We start from the raw sequence: 19,623 nt of genomic DNA, 5'->3' as shown, positions 1-19,623 counted from the left end.
TAGCGTAACTTGTTAATATAGCTCTTTCCCATGAATCCTTCTGAACTTCGCTCCACTCTGGCCTTAGCAGGCATCTTTGGCCTCCGTATGCTGGGCCTATTCTTGCTATTGCCCATCTTCAGCGTTCATGCTCGGGGCTTGCCGGGCGGTGAGCATGCCCTCTGGGTGGGTTTGACCCTCGGAATCTTCAATATTGTTCAGGCCTGTTTTTATATCCCCTTGGGCCGTTTATCGGACCAAATTGGCCGTAAACCGGTAGTTTTATGGGGCCTTTCCTTATTTGTAGCTGGGGCCTTAATTTGCGCCGCCAAAGATGACTTGCTCTGGATCGCCATTGGCCGCGGAATTATGGGTGCTGGCGCAGTATCGGCAGCAATTTCAGCCTGGGTTGCAGATTTAACCCGTGAGCAGGTTCGCACTCGAGCCATGGCATTGGTCGGCGGCAGTATTGCGCTCTCATTTGCCTTGTCTTTGGTCATTGCTGCTCCAATTTATCGTGCGATCAGTCTGAGTGGAATTTTTATCGTTCTGGCAGGATTGGGTGTGATTGCGATGTTTGTGACGTATTACGTTTTGCCGACAAGCAAACCTGAGGCAAAGGTTCAACAAGCCTCATTACAAGAAGTTTTCCTTCGTCCGGAGTTAATGCGTTTAAATCTCGGCGTTTTTGTATTGCATGCGACTCAAGTGGCGATGTTCTTGGTTGTTCCAAGACTGCTGGTTCAAGCAGGATTGCCGCTCTCTTCTCATTGGGAAATTTATTTGCCGGTAGTCATGCTCTCATTTGTCTTTATGGCGCCCGCAATTATTTATGGTGAGAAGAAGCAGAAACTAAGAACAGTATTGTTGATTGCAATTGTTTTATTGTTGATTGCTGAAACACTATTTACACAAGCGAATTCGGTTATCTCTATTGCAGTGGCACTATTGATTTATTTTGTCGGCTTTAATTTACTCGAAGCCTTACAACCTTCTTTGGTATCGCGTTTTGCCAAGGAATCTAAAGGTACTGCATTAGGCGTCTACAACACTACGCAATCCATTGGCTTGTTTTCAGGGGCGGTAATTGGGGGTTATTTGATGGATAGCCATGGTGATTTATCGGTCTTTGCGATGGGTGCAGCTCTCCTAGTTTGCTGGCTTATAATTGCTTGGTCGATGGGTGAAATGCCAACCAGAGCAACAGAATCAAAGGATGCAGCCACAACGACATAACCGCAGCTTCATTTATAAATTAAAGCGAGCAGTTTATTTTTTAGTAGTAATAACAGCAGTATTTTTCTTCGGGAGACAACATGGCTTCGGTAAATAAGGTCATCATCGTAGGTAACGTAGGACGCGATCCAGAGACGCGTTACATGCCAAGCGGCGACGCCGTTACAAACATTTCAGTAGCAACATCTGATCGCTACAAAGACAAACAAACTGGCGAAATGAAAGAAACCACAGAATGGCATCGAGTTGCATTCTTTGGCAAGCTTGCTGAAATCGCTGGTCAGTACCTCAAAAAAGGTTCACAGGTTTATGTTGAAGGTCGTTTGCGTACACGCAAATGGACTGATGCTAGTGGTCAAGAAAAGTATTCCACAGAGATCGTTGTAGAAACTATGCAAATGCTTGGTGGCAAGCCAGTTGGTGGTAGTGGTGATGGTGGTGAAAGCTATAGCCGCTCAAAACCGGCTGAACAGTCTGCCCCAGCAGCATCAAGCGCGGCATCACTTGGCGCAATGGATGACGATATTCCGTTTTAAGCGTTATTTGTTGATACTGTAAATAGTATTGACCATAAACCCCAATAAGCCTAAATGGTTATTGGGGTTTTATTTTGGGTGAAGCCTCTGCATTTGGTTGATTTAACGCCTTAAAATAGGCTTATGCGTACAAAGGGCTTATTAACTTCACTATTGCTTTTGGCAGTTCTTTCGATATTTGCGATAGTGCCAAAAATTGCTATTGCTGCGCCTTTCTTCTTCCCGGATATGAACCCTTCATTTAAGAAGAGTGAGCCGCCGGATTGGTTGCGGGATGGCAGGGGAAATGATGGTTACCTCACCATTACATCCGAGGTTATACCCGTTAATAGTTGTACACAGATGTCGAGCCAAAGTTTTTGGGGTTCTGACAAAACCCAGTTGGTGCTTTCAGTTGTGACCAACGGTTTTAAGAATAAGCTCGATAAAGTGGAGATTCCGATTGCCACTTTCGATGGTCGGGATGGTGGCTCCCAGTGCGCTTCCCTGAGCACCACTCCCACCCAAGTTGTTTCATTGGCTAATTTAAGCGCTTATTCGATTTTCAATCCAGGAAATCTTTCGCTCATTTTGAATGTAAAAAGTTCAAATGATTCCAACAAAGACTTTATAGGGTCGGCTAAATTGCTATTAGGTGCGGCAGCGATTGTGGCAACAGGCGGTTCTGCTGCTGCGATTGGTGGGGTAACTACCGCTGTGGGAACATCGGCGGTGTCTGATACGCAATCTAGAGCCAATAGTCTTTTGCAGGGAATGGTTGATGCGAAAGTACCAGTTTCATTTAATTGGGCTGAGTTGCGTAAAGGTATCGAGGCGGTAGAAATTTCTGTTTATAAAACGGATCAAAATGTAAGCGGCATTACTGATAAACAAATAGCGCAATTGCAAAAGGATTCAAAAGCCGATAAGCAGTTGTTATTTACGGTGAAATTAGAATTCCAATTCTTTCGAACCTTGTTTTATCCAACCGTATCAAATATTGATAATTTAGTTGAGCGAGAAAATCTTTCCCCACAATTTGTCCTGAATCATGCCATCCCTGGAGGCAGTCAAAATTTTATGCAGTTGTTGAATAATGCCTCTCCAAGTTTGTTGCAGAAAGTTTCTAAAGCGGAGGGCGGGGATCTGTCTCGCGCCTGTTCTACCGGATTTGAGAGGTTAAAAAGCGCAGGCTTAGATTATGTCGATTCAGCAATTGTGATGAAGGCATTTTTGGATGAGGCAAAAGGGGATTCAAGTTGGCTATCAAACCCTGTCATCGTAAGAGCTTGCTTTAGTCAGGCACCTGCGGTTCAGTCCTACTTGGAACAAATTTATGGACACTCTCCGATTGGGAAAGAGGGGGCTCGAGCGCCGTAATTATTGTCTTGCATGCCTGATATTCTCAGGCCATGGAGAGTTATGATCGGTGCGAAATGGGTTGATATCTAATCCACCACGTCTTGTGTATCGCGCATACACAGAAAGCTTCTCTGGTTTGCACTGACGCTTGATATCGGTGAAGATGGTTTCTACACAGTGCTCATGAAACTCACCTAGATTTCTAAAGCCGATCAAATAACGCAATAAACCTTCTTCAAGAATGGGTCTGCCTTGATAGCGAATTTGCACGCTTGCCCAGTCTGGCTGGCCTGTTACAGGGCAATTGGATTTCAATAGATGCGATACCAGGCACTGCTCAATCGGACCAAATGATTCGTTAACGCCTAGTAAGCTTGGGTCTGCTGGCAGGCTTGGATCTACTTCTATATCTAAGCGGTCCATCAAAACGCCACCCATCTCTTGCATTCCAATTTTGGAAGCGGATTCTGTTGAGTTAATTCTGGTGGTGATCTTGCTGCCAGCAACTGCAGATAAATCCGTAATGAGCCGCTCTTTAACTGCATTCTCGTCTTCAAAACGGGCGCTATTGAGGCTATTGAGATAGAGCTTGAATGATTTGGATTCAATCATGTTTGGAGAGTCGGCGGGAATCTGAAACTCAGCTAAGGCAATCTGTGGTTTGCCATTTTTATTAAGCCAACTGAGTTCAAAAGCATTCCAAATATCAACACCTACAAAAGGTAGCGCTTGATTCTCTTGAAGACCAAGTTTCTTGCGATTCTCGACTCTTGGGATTGGAAACAATAAAGTCGGATCGTATTGATCTGGGTATTGCGTAGATTGTCCGAGCGGAATGTTTGCCATTGAAATAATGAATTAAATAGCTTATTGGCTTATTTTTTAGGTTTGTTCGATACACCAGAGACAACATGACCGGTGGGCGCAACAGATGCGGCAGATTGACAGTGACCAGTTTGATCATCAAAGAAGAAGTCAGGTTCAAACTCTCTTAAAAACTCACTCTTGGACAGGCCGCCTAAGAACATGGCTTCATCTACATCAATGCCCCATGCCATCAAAGTGCGAATGGCGCGTTCGTGAGCTGGTGCAGAGCGCGCCGTAACTAATGCTGTACGAATGCGCATGCCGTTTTCACTGCTAGTGCGCTGTAGTCTATGTAAGGCCTCCAGTAGGGGTTTGAATGGCCCTGGAGGTAAAGGGATATCGACTTTCTTGCTCTCGTGATCTACAAACGCTTCAAGACCTTTTTTCTGGAAAACTTGCTCAGCTTCATCAGAGAACAGAACTGCATCTCCGTCAAAGGCGATGCGAATTTCACTAGGGTGAGACTCGGCAGTTTTACTAGACTCTGGGTATACACGCGCTGCTGGAAAGCCTGCGTCAATCGTTGCGCGCACATCATCTTCGTTGGCAGACAAAAAGAGATTGGCATGTAGAGAACGAAGGTAGTGATACGGAGGTCGGCCTCTTGTGAATACGCCACGCTCTAAATGTAAGCCATGGTGTTCAGCGGAGCGGAATACGCGCAGTCCACTAACTGGATCATTGCGCGACAGAATGACTACCTCTACACGCTGTTCACCCTCTTCATTGAAGGCCAGCAACTTTTTAACCAAGGGAAATGCCACGCCTTTTTGAGCCGCTTCACTCAAGCGCTCAAGCTGTAATTTCATATAAGCGCTGTCATCGGTTGATTCAAAGATCCGATTTTCTTCTTCGAAATCAAACAGGGCGCGCGAGGAAATCGCGACAACAAGTTTTCCGGTGAGCGTGTATGACATAGATGAATTGCGTCTTAGGTATTCGTCTTATTTTAAGAACAAGCGATAAGCGGGGTTGTTGGTCTCATCCCAATGTGGGTAGCCCAGGCCAGCCAAGAAGCTTTGGAATTTCTTTTGCTCATTCTTGGGAACCTGAATACCAATCAGGATGCGGCCATAGTCAGCCCCATGATTGCGGTAATGAAACAGGCTGATATTCCAGTTCGGTGCCATGCTAGTTAAGAACTTCATCAAAGCACCCGGACGCTCTGGGAATTCAAAACGGTAGAGCAGTTCATCTTTAGCGAGCGCAGAGTGTCCGCCAACCATATGACGTAAATGGGATTTAGCTAACTCATCGTGAGTCAGATCAATGGTTGCAAACTTGGCTTTACGGAAATGCTTTGCAATAGTTTCGCTGTCACCTGCTTTTTGTGTACTGATGCCCACAAAAATATGTGCTTCGCTTTGATCGCCAATACGGTAGTTAAACTCAGTCACGTTACGTTTACCGAGTAATTCGCAAAAGCGTTTGAAGGAGCCGCGCTCTTCAGGAATGGTTACCGCAAATACGGCTTCGCGGAACTCGCCAACGTCTGCACGCTCAGCGACAAAGCGCAAGCGGCTAAAGTTCATATTCGCCCCACAAGCCACAGCCACTAAGGTTTTCTTTTTGATGCGTTTTTTCTCGACGTACTTCTTCATGCCGGCAATAGCAAGGGCGCCAGCAGGCTCTAGAATGCTGCGAGTGTCAGTAAAAACATCGTTAATTGCTGCGCAGATTTCGTCTGTATCAACAGTGATAATTTCGTCTACTACTTTTTTGCAAATACGAAATGTCTCTTTGCCAACGAGTTTCACGGCAGTGCCGTCAGAGAACAAACCAACATCTTTCATTTCAATGAGCTTGTTCGCTTTGAGTGATTGATTCATCGCATCAGAATCTGAGGCTTGTACACCGATCACTTTTGTTTTTGGGCTAACGGCTTTGACGTATTCACCAATTCCAGAAATTAAGCCGCCGCCCCCGATAGCGACAAACACTGCATCGATGGGTTTTTCGTATTGGGTAAAAATTTCATGAGCAATCGTCCCTTGTCCTGCAATGACGTCGGGGTCGTCAAAGGGGTGGACAAAAGTGAGGCCCCGCTTTTTGCCTACGATTTCTGAGTGCTTGAAGGCATCGCTATAGGATTCGCCGTGAAGAATCACTTCGACCCAAGACCCACCCCTAGCCTTGACTGCATCAATTTTGACGCTGGGGGTGGTTACTGGCATCACGATGACGGCTTTGCACTTCATTTTGGCTGCCGACAGGGCTACGCCTTGAGCATGATTGCCTGCAGAGGCTGCAATAACCCCACGTTTTAAGGCTTCTGGGGCCAAATGAGCCATTTTGTTATAGGCGCCACGTAGCTTAAAGGAGAAAACGGGTTGGTTATCCTCCCTTTTGAGTAGGACCTGGTTGCCCAAGCGCCTTGTCAGCTCTGGGGCGAGCTGAAGCTCAGTTTCTCTGGCTACGTCATAGACGCGGGCCGATAAAATTTTCTTTAAATAGTTTGTTGCCATCTGATGAGCGTACCACGGATGGCTCCTAAGCCCTTAGATTTGCAAGGGTTTATCCATTTCGAGAGCAACTTTCTCGGAATCCTGCCACTATCAAGTTCACTCAATTAAAATGCTTATTTATCAAATATGTCGCTATGAACGCACCATTGGCTTTAAACCAGTTGCTGGATGCTGAGGCAGGCTCTCCCCGTCTCCGCGAAATTCCCTACAACTACACCTCTTTTTCCGATCGAGAGATAGTAATTCGCCTATTGGGCGAGGAGTCATGGCACGTTCTCAATAATTTACGTGGTGTACGCCGTACAGGGCGTTCTGCCCGCATGTTGTTTGAAATCTTGGGCGATATCTGGGTGGTGCAGCGCAATCCTTTCTTGCAAGATGACTTGCTCGATAACCCAAATCGTCGCAAACAATTAATAGATGCGCTTTGGCATCGTTTGGGTGAAGTCAAAAAGCGCAACAGTGGTGATTCTGCTGACCAGGTAGAAATTTTATTGAGCGCTGCTTATCGCGCAATTGAAAATTTTGAAAATGGTTTTAAAGAAGTTGAAGTGATTCGTAAGCGCGCTCGCAAAGAGTTGGGCCGTCATACCGCTTCTGACAATATTTGTTTTGATGGTGTGTCTCGTGCAGCGCACGTGACTGATGCAACCGACTGGCGGGTTGAGTTTCCACTCGTTGTCCTCAAGCCTGACTACGAATCTGAGATTCCTGGTTTGGTAAAAGCTTGCGTTGAATTAGGACTCACCATTATTCCTCGTGGAGGTGGCACTGGTTATACAGGTGGCGCTATTCCACTCTATGCCATGTCTGCAGTAATTAATACGGAAAAGTTACAAGACATTGGTGGCGTGAAGTCTAAGAAGCTGCCTGGACTAGACCGCGAAGTATCAACGATCTTCACGGGTGCCGGCGTTGTTACTCGTCGCGTATCTGACGCTGCAGAGCATGCTGGTCTTGTGTTTGCCGTTGATCCTACTTCTGCCGACGCAAGTTGCATCGGCGGCAATATTGCGATGAACGCTGGCGGTAAGAAAGCTGTTCTTTGGGGAACCGCTTTGGACAATCTCGCTAGCTGGCGTATGGTTGATCCGCAAGGAAACTGGTTGGAGGTGGAGCGTCTTGAGCACAACATGGGGAAAATTCATGATGTGGCGACAGTGCGTTTTCAACTGACTTGGTCAGATGGTAATAGCGAGCCTGGTCAACGTATTCTGAAAACAGAATTATTAGAAGTTGAAGGGAAACGTTTCCGTAAAGAAGGTTTGGGTAAAGACGTTACAGATAAATTTTTATCTGGTTTACCTGGTGTGCAAAAAGAAGGTTGTGATGGTTTGATTACGAGCGCAACTTGGGTGTTGCATCGTATGCCTAAATTCATGCGTACGGTTTGCTTAGAGTTTTTTGGTCAAGCCCGTGAAGCCATTCCAAGTATTGTCGAGATCAAAGCATATTTAGATGGCTTAAGTAAACAAGGCGGCCCAATTTTGGCAGGTCTTGAGCACTTAGATGATCGCTACTTACGTGCGGTAGGTTATTCAACAAAATCGAAGCGCAATAGCTTGCCAAAGATGGTGTTGATTGGCGATATTGCTGGTGATGATGAAGAAGCTGTTGCTGCCGCTACGAGTGAAGTAGTGCGCATGGCGAACCTACGGGTGGGCGAAGGGTTTGTTGCAGTAAGTGCTGATGCTCGTAAGAAGTTCTGGTTAGATCGTGCTCGCACAGCGGCTATTGCTCGCCATACCAATGCCTTTAAGATCAATGAAGACGTCGTAATTCCATTGCCGCGCATGGGTGAGTACACCGATGGGATTGATCGCATCAATATTGAACTTTCTCTAAAGAACAAGTTGCAAGTACTCGATGGTCTTGAAGCTTTTTTGAAAAAGAGTGCATTACCTCTAGGCAAGAGTGATGCTGAGTATGAAATTCCGACAGCAGAGATCTTGGGCGATCGTGTTCAGCAGACCTTGGAGCTTATTGCTAAGGTGCGTGGACGTTGGGCCGAGTGGCTCACCGAGATGGACACTTACTTCCCGCGTTTGCAGGATTACAGTTTGCGTGCTTCTTGGAAAGAAGAAGTTCGTTCAGAATTGCGCATCATCTTTGGCGGTCTTGCATTCGAGCCTATCTTGGCTGAATTAGAAGCAATTCATAAAAACATTTTGCGTAAGCGCGTATTCGTAGCGTTACATATGCATGCTGGTGACGGTAACGTACATACCAATATTCCTGTGAACTCTGATGATTACGAGATGTTGCAAGATGCACATCGTGCAGTTGATCGCATCATGAAGTTAGCTCGTTCTTTAGATGGTGTTATTTCTGGCGAGCATGGTATTGGCATCACTAAATTAGAGTATTTAACTGAGGCCGAACTCAAAGACTTCCGTAGTTATAAAAATCGTGTTGACCCAGAGGGCCGCTTCAATAAAGGGAAGCTGATGCCGCATGCTGACCTGGGTATGGCTTACACACCAAGCTTTGGCTTGATGGGTCACGAGTCGATCATCATGCAGCAAAGCGATATTGGTGCGATTGCTGATAGCGTGAAAGATTGTTTACGTTGTGGAAAATGTAAGCCAGTTTGCTCAACGCACGTACCACGAGCAAATCTGCTCTACAGTCCACGCGATAAGATCTTGGCAACCTCTTTATTGATCGAAGCCTTTTTATACGAAGAACAAACCCGTCGCGGTGTTTCAATTCGTCATTGGGAAATGTTTGATGACGTCGCTGCGCACTGCACTGTATGTCACAAGTGTTTAACGCCTTGCCCAGTCAAGATTGACTTTGGTGATGTGACTATGAACATGCGTAATCTCTTGCGCAAGATGGGTCAACAGCGTTTCAATCCTGGCACGGCAGCATCGATGTTTTTCCTGAATGCCACTAGCCCAGAAAGCATTCATCTGGCGCGCAAGACCATGATTGGTTGGGGTTATAAGTTGCAGCGTTTAGGTAATGATGTCTTGCGCAAGTTCGCAAAACAACAAACAGCGCACCCGCCCGCAACGGTTGGCAAGCCGAGCGTAAAAGAGCAGGTGATTTTCTTTGTTAATAAGAAGATGCCTGGTAACTTACCGAAGAAAACCGCACGTGCTTTGTTGGATATTGAAGATGCAAACTATGTGCCGATTATTCGTGATCCAAAAACGACCTCTGCCGACACCGAGGCGGTCTTTTATTTCCCGGGTTGCGGTTCAGAGCGTTTGTTCTCTCAGGTTGGCTTAGCAACTCAGGCAATGTTGTGGAATGTAGGTGTGCAAACGGTATTGCCTCCGGGCTACCTTTGCTGCGGCTACCCACAGCGCGGCAATGGCGATTTTGACAAAGCAGAGAAGATGATCACGGATAACCGCGTCTTGTTTCACCGCGTTGCCAATACACTGAACTACTTAGACATTAAGACCGTGGTGGTTTCTTGCGGCACTTGTTACGACCAGTTGGCTGGTTATCAGTTTGAACAGATTTTTCCGGGTTGCCGCATTGTGGATATACATGAGTTCCTAGCGGAAAAAGGCGTCAAGCTTTCTGGTGTCACGGGCGTGAAGTATATGTACCACGATCCTTGCCACTCTCCGATGAAGTTGCAAGATCCGTTGAAGACTGTAAACGAACTCATTCAACTCGAGGATGGCAAAGCGATTCAGAAAAATGATCGTTGCTGTGGTGAGTCGGGAACATTGGCTGTAACTCGTCCTGACATCTCTACGCAAGTGCGTTTCCGCAAGCAGATTGAGATGGAAAAGGGTGCTAATGATTTGCGCAAGAATGCATTCACTGGTGATGTGAAAGTGCTGACCAGTTGCCCATCATGCTTGCAAGGCCTGACACGCTTTGATGCTGATAGCGACACTACAGCTGATTACATCGTGGTGGAAATGGCCCAAAAGATACTTGGTAAAGATTGGATGCAGGACTATGTAGCTAAAGCCAACCAAGGCGGTATCGAGAGGGTTCTCGTTTAATGATTCCAAGCAATGTAGTAGTGCATCAGCAATCCAAAGTATTGGAGCTCTCCTATGAAGGTGGCACTACTTATCGTTTACCTTTTGAGTTATTGAGGGTGTTATCTCCTTCTGCAGAGGTTCAGGGGCATGGTCCTGGACAAGAAACATTGCAAACTGGCAAGCGTGATGTCTTAATTGCCAATCTAGAGCCAATCGGTCACTACGCCCTCAAGCCTAGCTTTTCTGACGGACATGACTCAGGCTTGTATACCTGGGAGTATTTATTGTTTCTATGTGAAAACCAGGAGCAATTGTGGAAAGAGCATTTAGATAAATTGGCCGCTGCTGGATTAGATCGTGATGCCCCCATGACTCACTCAGGCGGTGCATCAGGCCATTCTTGTGGAGGTCACTAATGAGTAAAACGCACTTCGGGTATCAAAGTGTTGATGAAGCAGAAAAGGCTGGCAAGGTCGCTGAGGTATTTCATTCGGTAGCCAGTAAATATGATGTGATGAATGACTTGATGTCCTTTGGTTTACATCGCATTTGGAAAAAAGTGACGATTGCTCGTGCAAATGTACGCCCTGGTCAGAAGGTTTTAGATATTGCTGGCGGTACGGGTGACCTGGCTGCAGCCTTTGCAAAGGCGGCCGACTGGGGCCGTAATCCTGATGCTCAGGTTTGGTTAAGTGACATTAATGCTTCTATGTTGGGAGTCGGGCGTGATCGCTTATTAGATCGCGGCATGGCTTTACCTTGCGTTCAATTTGATGCAGAAAAAATACCTTTTCCGAATAATCATTTTGATGTGGTGACTGTTGCTTTTGGTCTGCGCAATATGACTCACAAAGATGTCGCTTTGGGCGAGATGCGTCGTGTGATCAAGCCAGGTGGCCGAGTTTTAGTGTTGGAATTTTCCAAGCCAGACGCTTTCTTGCAGCCGGTATATGACACCTATTCCTTTAAGGTTTTGCCTTGGTTGGGTGAGAAGATTGCGCAAGATTCAGACAGCTATCGCTACTTAGCTGAATCGATTCGTATGCATCCAGATGCACAAACCCTTAAAGAAATGATGTTAGAAGTCGGTTTTGATGAAGTTGAAACCCATAGGATGACTGGGGGTATCGTTGCCCTACATATTGGTATTAAATACTGATGGTTGTATAGTTTTTAAACACTTAAAGACTAGGCAAGTTCAGCGGTAATAAGAAGGGGTGAGGAATATGAATAAACATTTTTTTAAAGCAATGCTTCTAAGTCTTACGTTGGTATTTGCAACGGTAGGACATGTAGATGCGGCACGTTTAGGCGGCGGCAAGAGTATCGGTCGGGCACCAAGTGCCCCAATCCAAAAGCAAGCGGCGCCAGTTCAAAAGCCTGTGCAACAAGCGCAACCAGCTGCTCCTGCTCCAACACCACAAACCCCTACGCCGAGTCGTTTTGGGGGTATGGGTGGAATCTTAGGTGGTTTGGCTGCTGGTCTAGGGATTGGTTATCTCTTGTCGCATTTCGGTTTAGGCGAGGCAGCATCTTCGATGATTACTGGTTTACTGATTGCGATGTTGGCAGGCTTTGCGATGATGTTCATTATTCGAAAAATGTTGCCTGCTTTATCTGGCGCTGGTCAAAATTCCAACATGCTCTCGCAGGGTATGCAGCGCAGTAATGTTCAGTCCCCTAGACAAGAGCCCGCTTTTGCTCCGGCTGCAAATGCATTTGGTGGTGTGAGTGTTGAGCCTGAGGCGTTTCAGTCCACTCTGCCTCCCGGATTCGATCAACAGACATTCCTGGAGAATGCAAAACAATATTTTGTGACTTTGCAAAAAGCTTGGGATCAAGGAGATCTTGCTTCCTTGCGTGAATTTACAACTCCAGAAATGTTTGCCACGATTCAACAGGATTTATCTGGTCGGACTGATGGCAGCAATCAAACGGATGTTGTCACTATTAATGCTCAGCTACTAGGTATTGAGACGGCGGATAGTCATTACTTCTGTAGCGTGCAGTTCAGCGGTATGATCCGTGAGCAACCAGGGGCTCCAGCCAGTGATTTCTCAGAAATCTGGAATTTAAGTAAGCCAGAGGAGGGTCCTGGCGGGTGGGTACTAGCGGGTATCTCCCAGTTGGTTTAAGCTTTAGGTACTTTCCGTTGGAAAACCCGCACTTGTGCGGGTTTTTTACACTCATGAACACATATTTTTCGACTACCCACACTATTGCTTCTGGCGCTGCTTGCCGAGGGATTAACCATGTTTTGGGAAGTGAGTCGTGGGCATCTGCTGAATTGGCTCGTCATGCCAACAAAACCATTCTGCTGCAGTTACCTTTAGGCAATCTTTGTTTTGAGATCAAGTCTGATGGATTTTTGGGGAGTTTAAAAGAGGTCGAAGCGCCTTCTCTCATTCTGGAGGTTTCCTCTAAAGCATTGAGTGATTTAGTGGGGAGTACAGGCTCTCTACGAGAGCAGGCTTTTAAAGCGGTCAAAATTACTGGTGATGCTGAATTGGCTCAATTATTGGGCCGTCTTGCTGGACAATTGCGTTGGGAATATGAAGAAGATTTAGCTCGCCTCGTAGGTGATGCGCCTGCAAACTTTACCGTACGACAGGGTAAAAAGTTTGTCTCTGCCACTCGATCAGCTGTATCAGACTTGCTGGACAATGTGGTGGAGTATGTCAGTGAAGAAAAGCAGATACTTTTAAATAAACGAGACTTTATGGTTCGTAAATCTGAATTAAGTGAATTGCGCGAGTCAGTAGACCGCATGGAAAAGCGCATTCAACTTTTAGAGCAAAAGGCTAAATAAATCGTGCGTCGAATTGCTCGTCTCTTTTTTATCTTTTTTACTGCATGGCGTTATGGTTTGTTACCGCTATTGCGTGATCTTCTGAAGCCAGGAATTCGTCGCGGTTTCTTAACCATGCTTTGCTGGGTATCTCCGGGTAGTCATCTGCCTAGAGGAGAGCGTATTCGCCTGACGCTTGAGGCCTTAGGACCCATTTTTGTGAAGTTCGGTCAGGTACTTTCCACACGTCGTGATCTGTTGCCAGAAGATATTGCAAATGAATTGGCAAAGTTGCAGGATCAGGTACCGCCATTTTCGAATGAAGAGTCACGTCGCTTAATTGAGAAAGACTTGGGTCTACCGATTGAAGAGGTATTTATTCGCTTTGATTCTACTCCTGTTGCCAGTGCCTCAGTAGCCCAAGTGCATTTTGGCGTGTTGCGCGGCACAGAGAAGCATCCCGAGTGGGATGGTCGTGCGGTAGCAATTAAAGTCTTACGTCCTGGCATTCTGCCAGTGATTGAGGGTGATTTAGCCTTGATGTATGACTTGGCTAAAGTGATTGAAAAAAGTTCCGAAGATGGACGTCGTTTAAAGCCTCGTGAGAATGTAGCAGAGTTCGATACTTATTTGCACGATGAGTTAGATCTGATGCGTGAAGCTGCTAATGCAAGTCAGCTACGCAGACAATTTACAGATTCAAAAAAATTAATGATTCCAGAAATGTATTGGGATCTATGTCATACGAATGTGATTGTTATGGAGAGAATGTATGGCATCTCCATTGGTAAAACTGCAGCGCTAAGAGAGGCTGGTGTTGATTTTAAGAAGTTAGCTTCTGATGGCGTGGAAATATTTTTTACTCAAGTATTTGAGTATGGCTTTTTCCATGCGGATATGCATCCAGGTAACATCATGATTAGCTTGGAGCCAGAGACATTTGGCCGTTTTATTTCGCTTGATTTCGGCATTGTTGGTGCATTAAGCGAGTCAGATAAAAATTACCTAGCCTTAAATTTCTTAGCGTTTTTTAATCGCGATTACCGTCGTGTTGCTGAGTTGCATATTGAGTCAGGTTGGGTTCCTGCTAATACCCGTGTTGAAGAATTGGAGGGCGCCGTACGTTCAGTCTGTGAGCCGTATTTTGATCGCCCGCTAAAGGAAATTTCCTTGGGCATCGTGCTCATGCGTTTATTCCAAACATCGCGTCGTTTCAAGGTCGAAATTCAGCCTCAACTTACCTTATTGCAAAAAACCCTATTGAATGTTGAGGGTTTAGCTCGTCAGCTTGATCCTGACCTGGATCTGTGGAAAACGGCTAAGCCGATTTTGGAAAAATGGGTCAGCAAGCAGTTGGGTTGGCGGGGCCTCATAGATGGCTTAAAGGAAGAGGCGCCTACCTGGGCCAAAATTCTGCCTACCTTGCCGCGTTTAATTGCCGATAGCTTGGCCCAAGGGAAACATCAAATCAAAGACCAAAATGGCGAAATAGAGCTTTTAAAGGCCCTTTTACTCGAAGAAAGGCGTACACATCGTCTCATAGCGGGGGCTTTACTCTTTGCTGGCGGCTTTTTGGCTGGAATTTTGATTATTAGCCTAGGCGTTTATTAGTCTCTCGCTGATTGCTTTCTAACCCGCTAAAATAGCGGGTTAGGCAGAACACATGAAAAAATACTTTATCGCCGGCATCCTCGTATGGGCACCATTGTCGATCACCATTTGGGTGATTGCTTGGGGCTTGGGTCTGCTCGACGGTGTCTTTGGTTCTGTTATGCAGGCCATCATTGCTGTTTTCCCGCGCCAATTTGCATCAGACCTACAGCATTTCCGTGAATTGCCAGGTGTTGGTATTTTGATCGTGATCTCTGTAATCATGTTCACTGGATTGCTGGCGATTAGTTTTGCTGGTCAGTGGTGGATTCGGATGTGGGATAAACAAATTAATCGCATACCAATCGTTCGCTCTATCTATTCAAGCGTCCAGCAAGTTTCATCTACTTTATTTTCAGGTAGCGGTCAGGCTTTCAGCAAAGCCTTATTGATTCGTTATCCGCACGCTGATTCATGGGCGATTGCGTTTCAAACGGGCACTCCTGCAAAAGAAGTGACTTCTAAATTAGGTGAAGACTACGTTAACGTGTTTTTGCCAACAACTCCAAACCCCACCTCTGGTTTTTTCATGATCGTACCTCGTGCGCAAACGATTGAATTAGAGATGAGTGTGGAAGAGGCTTTGAAGCATATTGTTTCAATGGGCTCCGTTCCCCCCAATAGTTCTAGTGGTTTAACTGCATCCCAGTTGCCACACCATTTTTGATTCATAGGAAATTGTTATGTCGATGCGAAGCCATACCTGCGGCCAGGTAACTGATTCACTAATTGGTCAAGAAGTCACTCTCTCTGGTTGGGTGAATCGTCGCCGTGACCATGGAGGCGTGATCTTTATTGACTTGCGTGATCGTGAGGGTTTTGTGCAGGTGGTTTGCGATCCAGATCGACCAGAAATGTTTGCACTTGCTGAGCAAGTTCGCAGTGAGTACTGCATTCAGATTAAGGGTCTTGTACGTGCACGTCCTGCTGGTACGGAAAATACCGATTTGGTTAGCGGTAAAGTAGAAATTCTTTGTCACAGCTTAGTGATTTTGAATGCCTCTGTAACTCCGCCATTCCAAATTGATGATGAGAATTTGTCTGAGACAACACGCTTAACTCATCGTGTACTAGATTTGCGTCGCCCGCAGATGCAAAAGAATTTACGTTTGCGTTACAACGTAGCGATGGAGTGCCGTCGTTACTTAGACGATGCTGGCTTTATCGATATCGAAACACCAATGCTCACCAAGAGTACACCAGAAGGTGCACGCGACTACTTAGTTCCATCCCGTGTGCATGACGGTCAGTTCTTTGCATTGCCACAGTCTCCACAATTGTTTAAGCAGTTGTTAATGGTGGCTGGTTTTGATCGCTACTACCAAATTACCAAGTGTTTCCGTGATGAAGACTTGCGCGCAGACCGTCAGCCTGAATTTACGCAGATCGACTGTGAAACAGCATTCTTGAGCGAATTAGAAATTCGGGACTTGTTTGAAAACATGATTCGTCATATTTTCAAGAAGACCATGAATGTCGAGCTGCCTAACCCATTCCCAACCATGCCATATTCAGAGGGTATGGCGCGTTTTGGCTCTGATAAGCCAGACTTGCGTGTGAATTTCGAGTTCACTGAATTGACGGATCTAATGAAAGACGTTGATTTCAAAGTGTTCTCAGGCGCCGCAAATCAAGTTGGTGGCCGAGTTGTAGGCTTGTGCGTGCCTGGTGGCGCTGAAATTAGCCGTAGCGAAATCGATGACTACACCCAGTTCGTTAGCATCTATGGTGCTAAAGGTTTGGCGTGGATTAAGGTCAACTCTGTGGCTGAAGGACGCAATGGTTTGCAGTCGCCAATCGTTAAAAACTTACACGACGCAGCGATTGAAGGCATCTTGAAGCGTACTGGCGCAAAAGATGGCGACATTATTTTCTTTGGCGCTGATAAAGAAAAAGTAGTGAACGATGCAATTGGTAATTTACGTTTACGTATTGGCCAATCTGCTTGGGGTAAAGAGCATGGTCTCTTTACTGAGGGTTGGAAACCATTGTGGGTGGTGGACTTCCCAATGTTTGATTACGATGAAGGCGAAGCCCGTTGGGTTGCTTGTCATCATCCATTTACTAGCCCCAAAGATGAACATATGCAGTATCTGGAATCTGATCCAGGCAAGTGCTTAGCTAAAGCCTACGACATGGTCCTGAACGGTAGCGAAATTGGTGGCGGTTCTGTCCGTATTCACCAAGAAGCTGTTCAAAGCCAAGTGTTCCGCGCTTTAAAGATTGATGCGGAAGAAGCGCAAGCAAAGTTTGGTTTCTTGTTAGATGCACTTCAGTATGGTGCGCCTCCACACGGTGGCATCGCGTTTGGTCTCGATCGCATCGTAACGATGATGACGGGTGCCGAGTCAATCCGCGATGTGATTGCATTCCCTAAAACGCAGCGTGCTCAATGCTTGTTAACTCAGGCTCCTAGCCCAGTGGACGAGCGTCAGTTACGCGAATTGCATATCCGTCTGCGTCAAGCCACGCCTGCTGCTTAGAGTAATTTAAGTAGTCCTGAACTTGAAAATCCCTATCTCGGTTTTAGTAGTTATCTACAAATCGAATAGGGATGTTTTATTGATAGAGCGTGCTGATCGCTCTGGCTTTTGGCAGTCGGTGACTGGTAGCCTTGATGCTCCAGAGGAAGATCTAGTATTGGCAGCTGCCCGCGAGGTTTTTGAGGAAACAGGTATTGCGGTGGATTGCTTGCCAAAAGGCGCCTTGCAAAACATGCATCAGCAGATCGAATACGAAATCTATCCAGAGTGGCGTTTCCGTTATGCCCCAGGCGTTACCCGAAATACTGAACACTGGTTTGCGCTCGAGGTCCCAGAAAACACCCCAGTCATTCTGGCACCAAGAGAGCATGTCGCATATGAGTGGTTGCCTTACGAAAAGGCTGCTCAGAAATGTTTTTCCCGTAGCAATGGTGAGGCAATACTGAAATTATTCTCGGCAGACAAAAGTCAACGCGAATAAGGAATAAGATAGAGCGATGAGACATTCATCGGGACATCATCGTGGTAGTTCAGATTCAAGAACTCCGGGGCGTGGTGATTGGCGTGTCATTCGCGATCTCCTCCCTTATCTTTTGGAGTATCGCTTTCGAGTCTTGATTGCCCTAAGCTGTCTGATTGCTGCCAAGATTGCCAACCTTGGTATTCCAATTGTGATGAAAGAGTTAATCGACTCTTTAGATATTAAAACGGACTCTCCCCAAGCGCTGCTGGCAGTTCCTTTGGGCGTTATTGTGGGTTACGGCCTATTAAGAATTTCTGCATCTTTGTTCGCAGAGTTACGCGAAGCTTTATTTGCCAAAGTGACTCAGAATGCTGTTCGTAAAGTTGCGCTTCAAGTCTTTGAGCATTTACATTCTCTGGCACTCAGTTTTCACTTAGCTCGTCAAACTGGTGGTGTGAGCCGCGATATCGAGCGCGGTACACGTGGCATACAGTCGCTGATTTCTTATTCGCTTTACAGCATCCTGCCCACTCTCATCGAGTTTTGTTTGGTGCTTGGCTACTTTGCTTACTCATATGACATATGGTTTGCCGTAATTACCCTGGCTGCCTTAGTCCTATACATTGCTTTCACGATTGTGGTTACTGAGTGGCGCACCCATTACCGTCGCACGATGAATGACATGGATTCAAAAGCCAATCAGAAAGCTATTGATTCTTTGTTGAATTTTGAGACAGTAAAGTATTTTGGTAATGAGGCATTTGAAGCAGGGCGTTACGATGAAAATCTGCTGCGTTATCAAGCTGCAGCAGTCAAATCGCAAAAGACCTTAGCCTTCCTCAATCTTGGTCAACAAATCATTATTGCGGTCGGCTTGATGCTCATCCTTTGGCGCGCCACAGTGGGGGTTGTCAATGGCACCATGACTTTGGGTGACTTAGTCCTTGTGAATACCTTAATGATCCAGCTCTATATACCGCTCAATTTCTTGGGTGTGATTTATCGAGAAATTAAGCAGGCTTTAACTGACATGGATCGCATGTTTTCTTTGCTCAATACTGAAAAAGAGATTGCTGATTCACCTGATGCTCACCCTTTACATATTGATAATCGCGGGCATGGCCCCGATGTACGATTTGAGCATGTATCTTTTCACTATGAAGCTAAGCGAGAAATTCTGCGTGATGTGAGCTTCAATATTCCTGCTGGAACGATTACCGCAGTGGTGGGGCAAAGTGGTGCGGGTAAGAGCACTCTCGCAAGATTACTATTTCGATTCTATGATGTTCAATCAGGAAAGATTTTGATTGATGGTCAAAATATTCAGGATGTAACGCAGGCCAGTCTGCGAAAAGCGATTGGTATTGTTCCTCAGGACACGGTTTTGTTTAATGACACGATTGGCTACAACATTGCTTATGGTGATCCAACGGCAACAATTGAAGAAGTACAAGAGGCGGCTCGGGCGGCACAAATTGATGGCTTTATTAAACGCTTACCAGAGGGCTACAACACGCAAGTTGGTGAGCGAGGTTTAAAACTTTCTGGAGGCGAGAAGCAGCGTGTTGCAATTGCTAGAACACTCCTCAAAAAGCCTGCTATGTTGATTTTTGATGAGGCTACTTCCGCACTGGACTCGAAAACAGAGCGTGCATTTCAGGAAGAATTGCTCGGTCTAGCAAAGAACCGTACAACACTTATCATTGCTCATCGTCTTTCAACCATTATTCATGCTCAGCAAATTTTGGTGATGGATCATGGGCAAATTGTGGAGCGAGGAACTCATATGGAGTTACTTGCGCTTAAGGGCAAATATGCAGAGATGTGGCAAATGCAAGAGCGCGCCAGTCTTGATTAGA

The 19,623-nt window shown here is 46.0% G+C and carries 16 protein-coding genes; 13 read left to right on the top strand and 3 right to left on the bottom strand.

All coding sequences use genetic code 11. From position 1 onward, the window contains the following. Nucleotides 1-30 precede the first annotated feature (30 nt). From ICV36_RS09355 to ICV36_RS09345, 3 genes are all read left to right on the top strand, one after another. Entirely contained in the window at nucleotides 31-1,215 is a 1,185-nt protein-coding gene (locus ICV36_RS09355) for an MFS transporter (RefSeq protein WP_215400415.1), read from the top strand. Nucleotides 1,216-1,295: 80 nt separating this feature from the next. Next, a complete protein-coding gene (gene ssb, locus ICV36_RS09350) occupies nucleotides 1,296-1,751 on the top strand; it encodes a single-stranded DNA-binding protein (protein WP_215400414.1) in 456 nt (151 codons plus the stop codon). Nucleotides 1,752-1,874: 123 nt separating this feature from the next. After that, the gene (locus tag ICV36_RS09345) at nucleotides 1,875-3,110 is read left to right on the top strand and encodes a hypothetical protein (RefSeq protein WP_215400413.1); all 1,236 of its coding nucleotides are present in this window, start codon (nucleotides 1,875-1,877) and stop codon (nucleotides 3,108-3,110) included. On the opposite strand, the gene queF is transcribed toward ICV36_RS09345, so the two are convergent. From queF to ilvA, 3 genes are read right to left on the bottom strand one after another with little or no spacing between them, the layout of a single operon-like run. Further along, nucleotides 3,111-3,938, bottom strand: coding sequence for an NADPH-dependent 7-cyano-7-deazaguanine reductase QueF (gene queF, locus ICV36_RS09340; protein ID WP_215400412.1), 828 nt, complete (start codon nucleotides 3,936-3,938; stop codon nucleotides 3,111-3,113). Nucleotides 3,939-3,967: 29 nt separating this feature from the next. Continuing rightward, a complete protein-coding gene (locus tag ICV36_RS09335; RefSeq protein WP_215400411.1) occupies nucleotides 3,968-4,876 on the bottom strand; it encodes a 5'-nucleotidase in 909 nt (302 codons plus the stop codon). Between the two features lie 27 nt (nucleotides 4,877-4,903). Beyond that, on the bottom strand, nucleotides 4,904-6,424 hold the full coding sequence (ilvA, locus tag ICV36_RS09330; protein WP_215400410.1) for a threonine ammonia-lyase, biosynthetic: 1,521 nt from the start codon (nucleotides 6,422-6,424) through the stop codon (nucleotides 4,904-4,906). A gap of 134 nt (nucleotides 6,425-6,558) precedes the next feature. Between ilvA and ICV36_RS09325 the strand changes: the two genes are divergently transcribed. From ICV36_RS09325 to ICV36_RS09280, 10 genes are all read left to right on the top strand, one after another. After that, nucleotides 6,559-10,398, top strand: coding sequence for an FAD/FMN-binding oxidoreductase (locus ICV36_RS09325; protein WP_215400409.1), 3,840 nt, complete (start codon nucleotides 6,559-6,561; stop codon nucleotides 10,396-10,398). Beyond that, nucleotides 10,398-10,796: a gamma-butyrobetaine hydroxylase-like domain-containing protein gene (locus ICV36_RS09320; RefSeq protein WP_215400408.1), complete on the top strand. Its 399-nt coding sequence runs from the start codon at nucleotides 10,398-10,400 to the stop codon at nucleotides 10,794-10,796. Before ICV36_RS09325 ends, ICV36_RS09320 begins: the two co-directional genes overlap by 1 nt. Next, nucleotides 10,796-11,539, top strand: a complete 744-nt coding sequence (gene ubiE, locus ICV36_RS09315) for a bifunctional demethylmenaquinone methyltransferase/2-methoxy-6-polyprenyl-1,4-benzoquinol methylase UbiE (RefSeq protein WP_215400407.1) — start codon at nucleotides 10,796-10,798, stop codon at nucleotides 11,537-11,539. The genes ICV36_RS09320 and ubiE overlap by 1 nt, the downstream gene beginning before the upstream one ends. A 67-nt stretch (nucleotides 11,540-11,606) precedes the next feature. Next, a complete protein-coding gene (locus ICV36_RS09310; protein ID WP_215400406.1) occupies nucleotides 11,607-12,515 on the top strand; it encodes a Tim44 domain-containing protein in 909 nt (302 codons plus the stop codon). Nucleotides 12,516-12,568: 53 nt separating this feature from the next. Continuing rightward, entirely contained in the window at nucleotides 12,569-13,189 is a 621-nt protein-coding gene (locus tag ICV36_RS09305) for an SCP2 domain-containing protein (RefSeq protein WP_215400405.1), read from the top strand. A gap of 3 nt (nucleotides 13,190-13,192) precedes the next feature. Then, nucleotides 13,193-14,779, top strand: coding sequence for a ubiquinone biosynthesis regulatory protein kinase UbiB (gene ubiB, locus ICV36_RS09300; protein WP_215400404.1), 1,587 nt, complete (start codon nucleotides 13,193-13,195; stop codon nucleotides 14,777-14,779). 52 nt (nucleotides 14,780-14,831) lie between these two features. Then, nucleotides 14,832-15,485, top strand: coding sequence for a DUF502 domain-containing protein (locus ICV36_RS09295; protein ID WP_215400403.1), 654 nt, complete (start codon nucleotides 14,832-14,834; stop codon nucleotides 15,483-15,485). Between the two features lie 16 nt (nucleotides 15,486-15,501). After that, on the top strand, nucleotides 15,502-17,301 hold the full coding sequence (gene aspS / locus ICV36_RS09290) for an aspartate--tRNA ligase (RefSeq protein WP_215400402.1): 1,800 nt from the start codon (nucleotides 15,502-15,504) through the stop codon (nucleotides 17,299-17,301). A gap of 16 nt (nucleotides 17,302-17,317) precedes the next feature. Next, entirely contained in the window at nucleotides 17,318-17,782 is a 465-nt protein-coding gene (gene nudB / locus ICV36_RS09285) for a dihydroneopterin triphosphate diphosphatase (protein ID WP_215401625.1), read from the top strand. Between the two features lie 16 nt (nucleotides 17,783-17,798). Then, a complete protein-coding gene (locus tag ICV36_RS09280; RefSeq protein WP_215400401.1) occupies nucleotides 17,799-19,622 on the top strand; it encodes an ABC transporter ATP-binding protein/permease in 1,824 nt (607 codons plus the stop codon). The last annotated feature ends 1 nt before the right edge of the window (nucleotide 19,623 follow it).

It is taken from the genome of Polynucleobacter sp. MWH-UH35A, assembly GCF_018687075.1.
GTDB lineage: Bacteria > Pseudomonadota > Gammaproteobacteria > Burkholderiales > Burkholderiaceae > Polynucleobacter.
The sequence above is the reverse complement of the archived record's forward strand: the minus strand, read 5'-3'. Positions and strand labels throughout refer to the sequence as shown.

Coding starts and splice junctions, on each gene's coding strand:
- ICV36_RS09355 (WP_215400415.1), top strand. CDS start 31: ATGAATCCTTCTGAACTTCGCTCCACTCTGGCCTTAGCAGGCATCTTT.
- ssb (WP_215400414.1), top strand. CDS start 1,296: ATGGCTTCGGTAAATAAGGTCATCATCGTAGGTAACGTAGGACGCGAT.
- ICV36_RS09345 (WP_215400413.1), top strand. CDS start 1,875: ATGCGTACAAAGGGCTTATTAACTTCACTATTGCTTTTGGCAGTTCTT.
- queF (WP_215400412.1), bottom strand. CDS start 3,938: ATGGCAAACATTCCGCTCGGACAATCTACGCAATACCCAGATCAATAC.
- ICV36_RS09335 (WP_215400411.1), bottom strand. CDS start 4,876: ATGTCATACACGCTCACCGGAAAACTTGTTGTCGCGATTTCCTCGCGC.
- ilvA (WP_215400410.1), bottom strand. CDS start 6,424: ATGGCAACAAACTATTTAAAGAAAATTTTATCGGCCCGCGTCTATGAC.
- ICV36_RS09325 (WP_215400409.1), top strand. CDS start 6,559: ATGAACGCACCATTGGCTTTAAACCAGTTGCTGGATGCTGAGGCAGGC.
- ICV36_RS09320 (WP_215400408.1), top strand. CDS start 10,398: ATGATTCCAAGCAATGTAGTAGTGCATCAGCAATCCAAAGTATTGGAG.
- ubiE (WP_215400407.1), top strand. CDS start 10,796: ATGAGTAAAACGCACTTCGGGTATCAAAGTGTTGATGAAGCAGAAAAG.
- ICV36_RS09310 (WP_215400406.1), top strand. CDS start 11,607: ATGAATAAACATTTTTTTAAAGCAATGCTTCTAAGTCTTACGTTGGTA.
- ICV36_RS09305 (WP_215400405.1), top strand. CDS start 12,569: ATGAACACATATTTTTCGACTACCCACACTATTGCTTCTGGCGCTGCT.
- ICV36_RS09295 (WP_215400403.1), top strand. CDS start 14,832: ATGAAAAAATACTTTATCGCCGGCATCCTCGTATGGGCACCATTGTCG.
- aspS (WP_215400402.1), top strand. CDS start 15,502: ATGTCGATGCGAAGCCATACCTGCGGCCAGGTAACTGATTCACTAATT.
- ICV36_RS09280 (WP_215400401.1), top strand. CDS start 17,799: ATGAGACATTCATCGGGACATCATCGTGGTAGTTCAGATTCAAGAACT.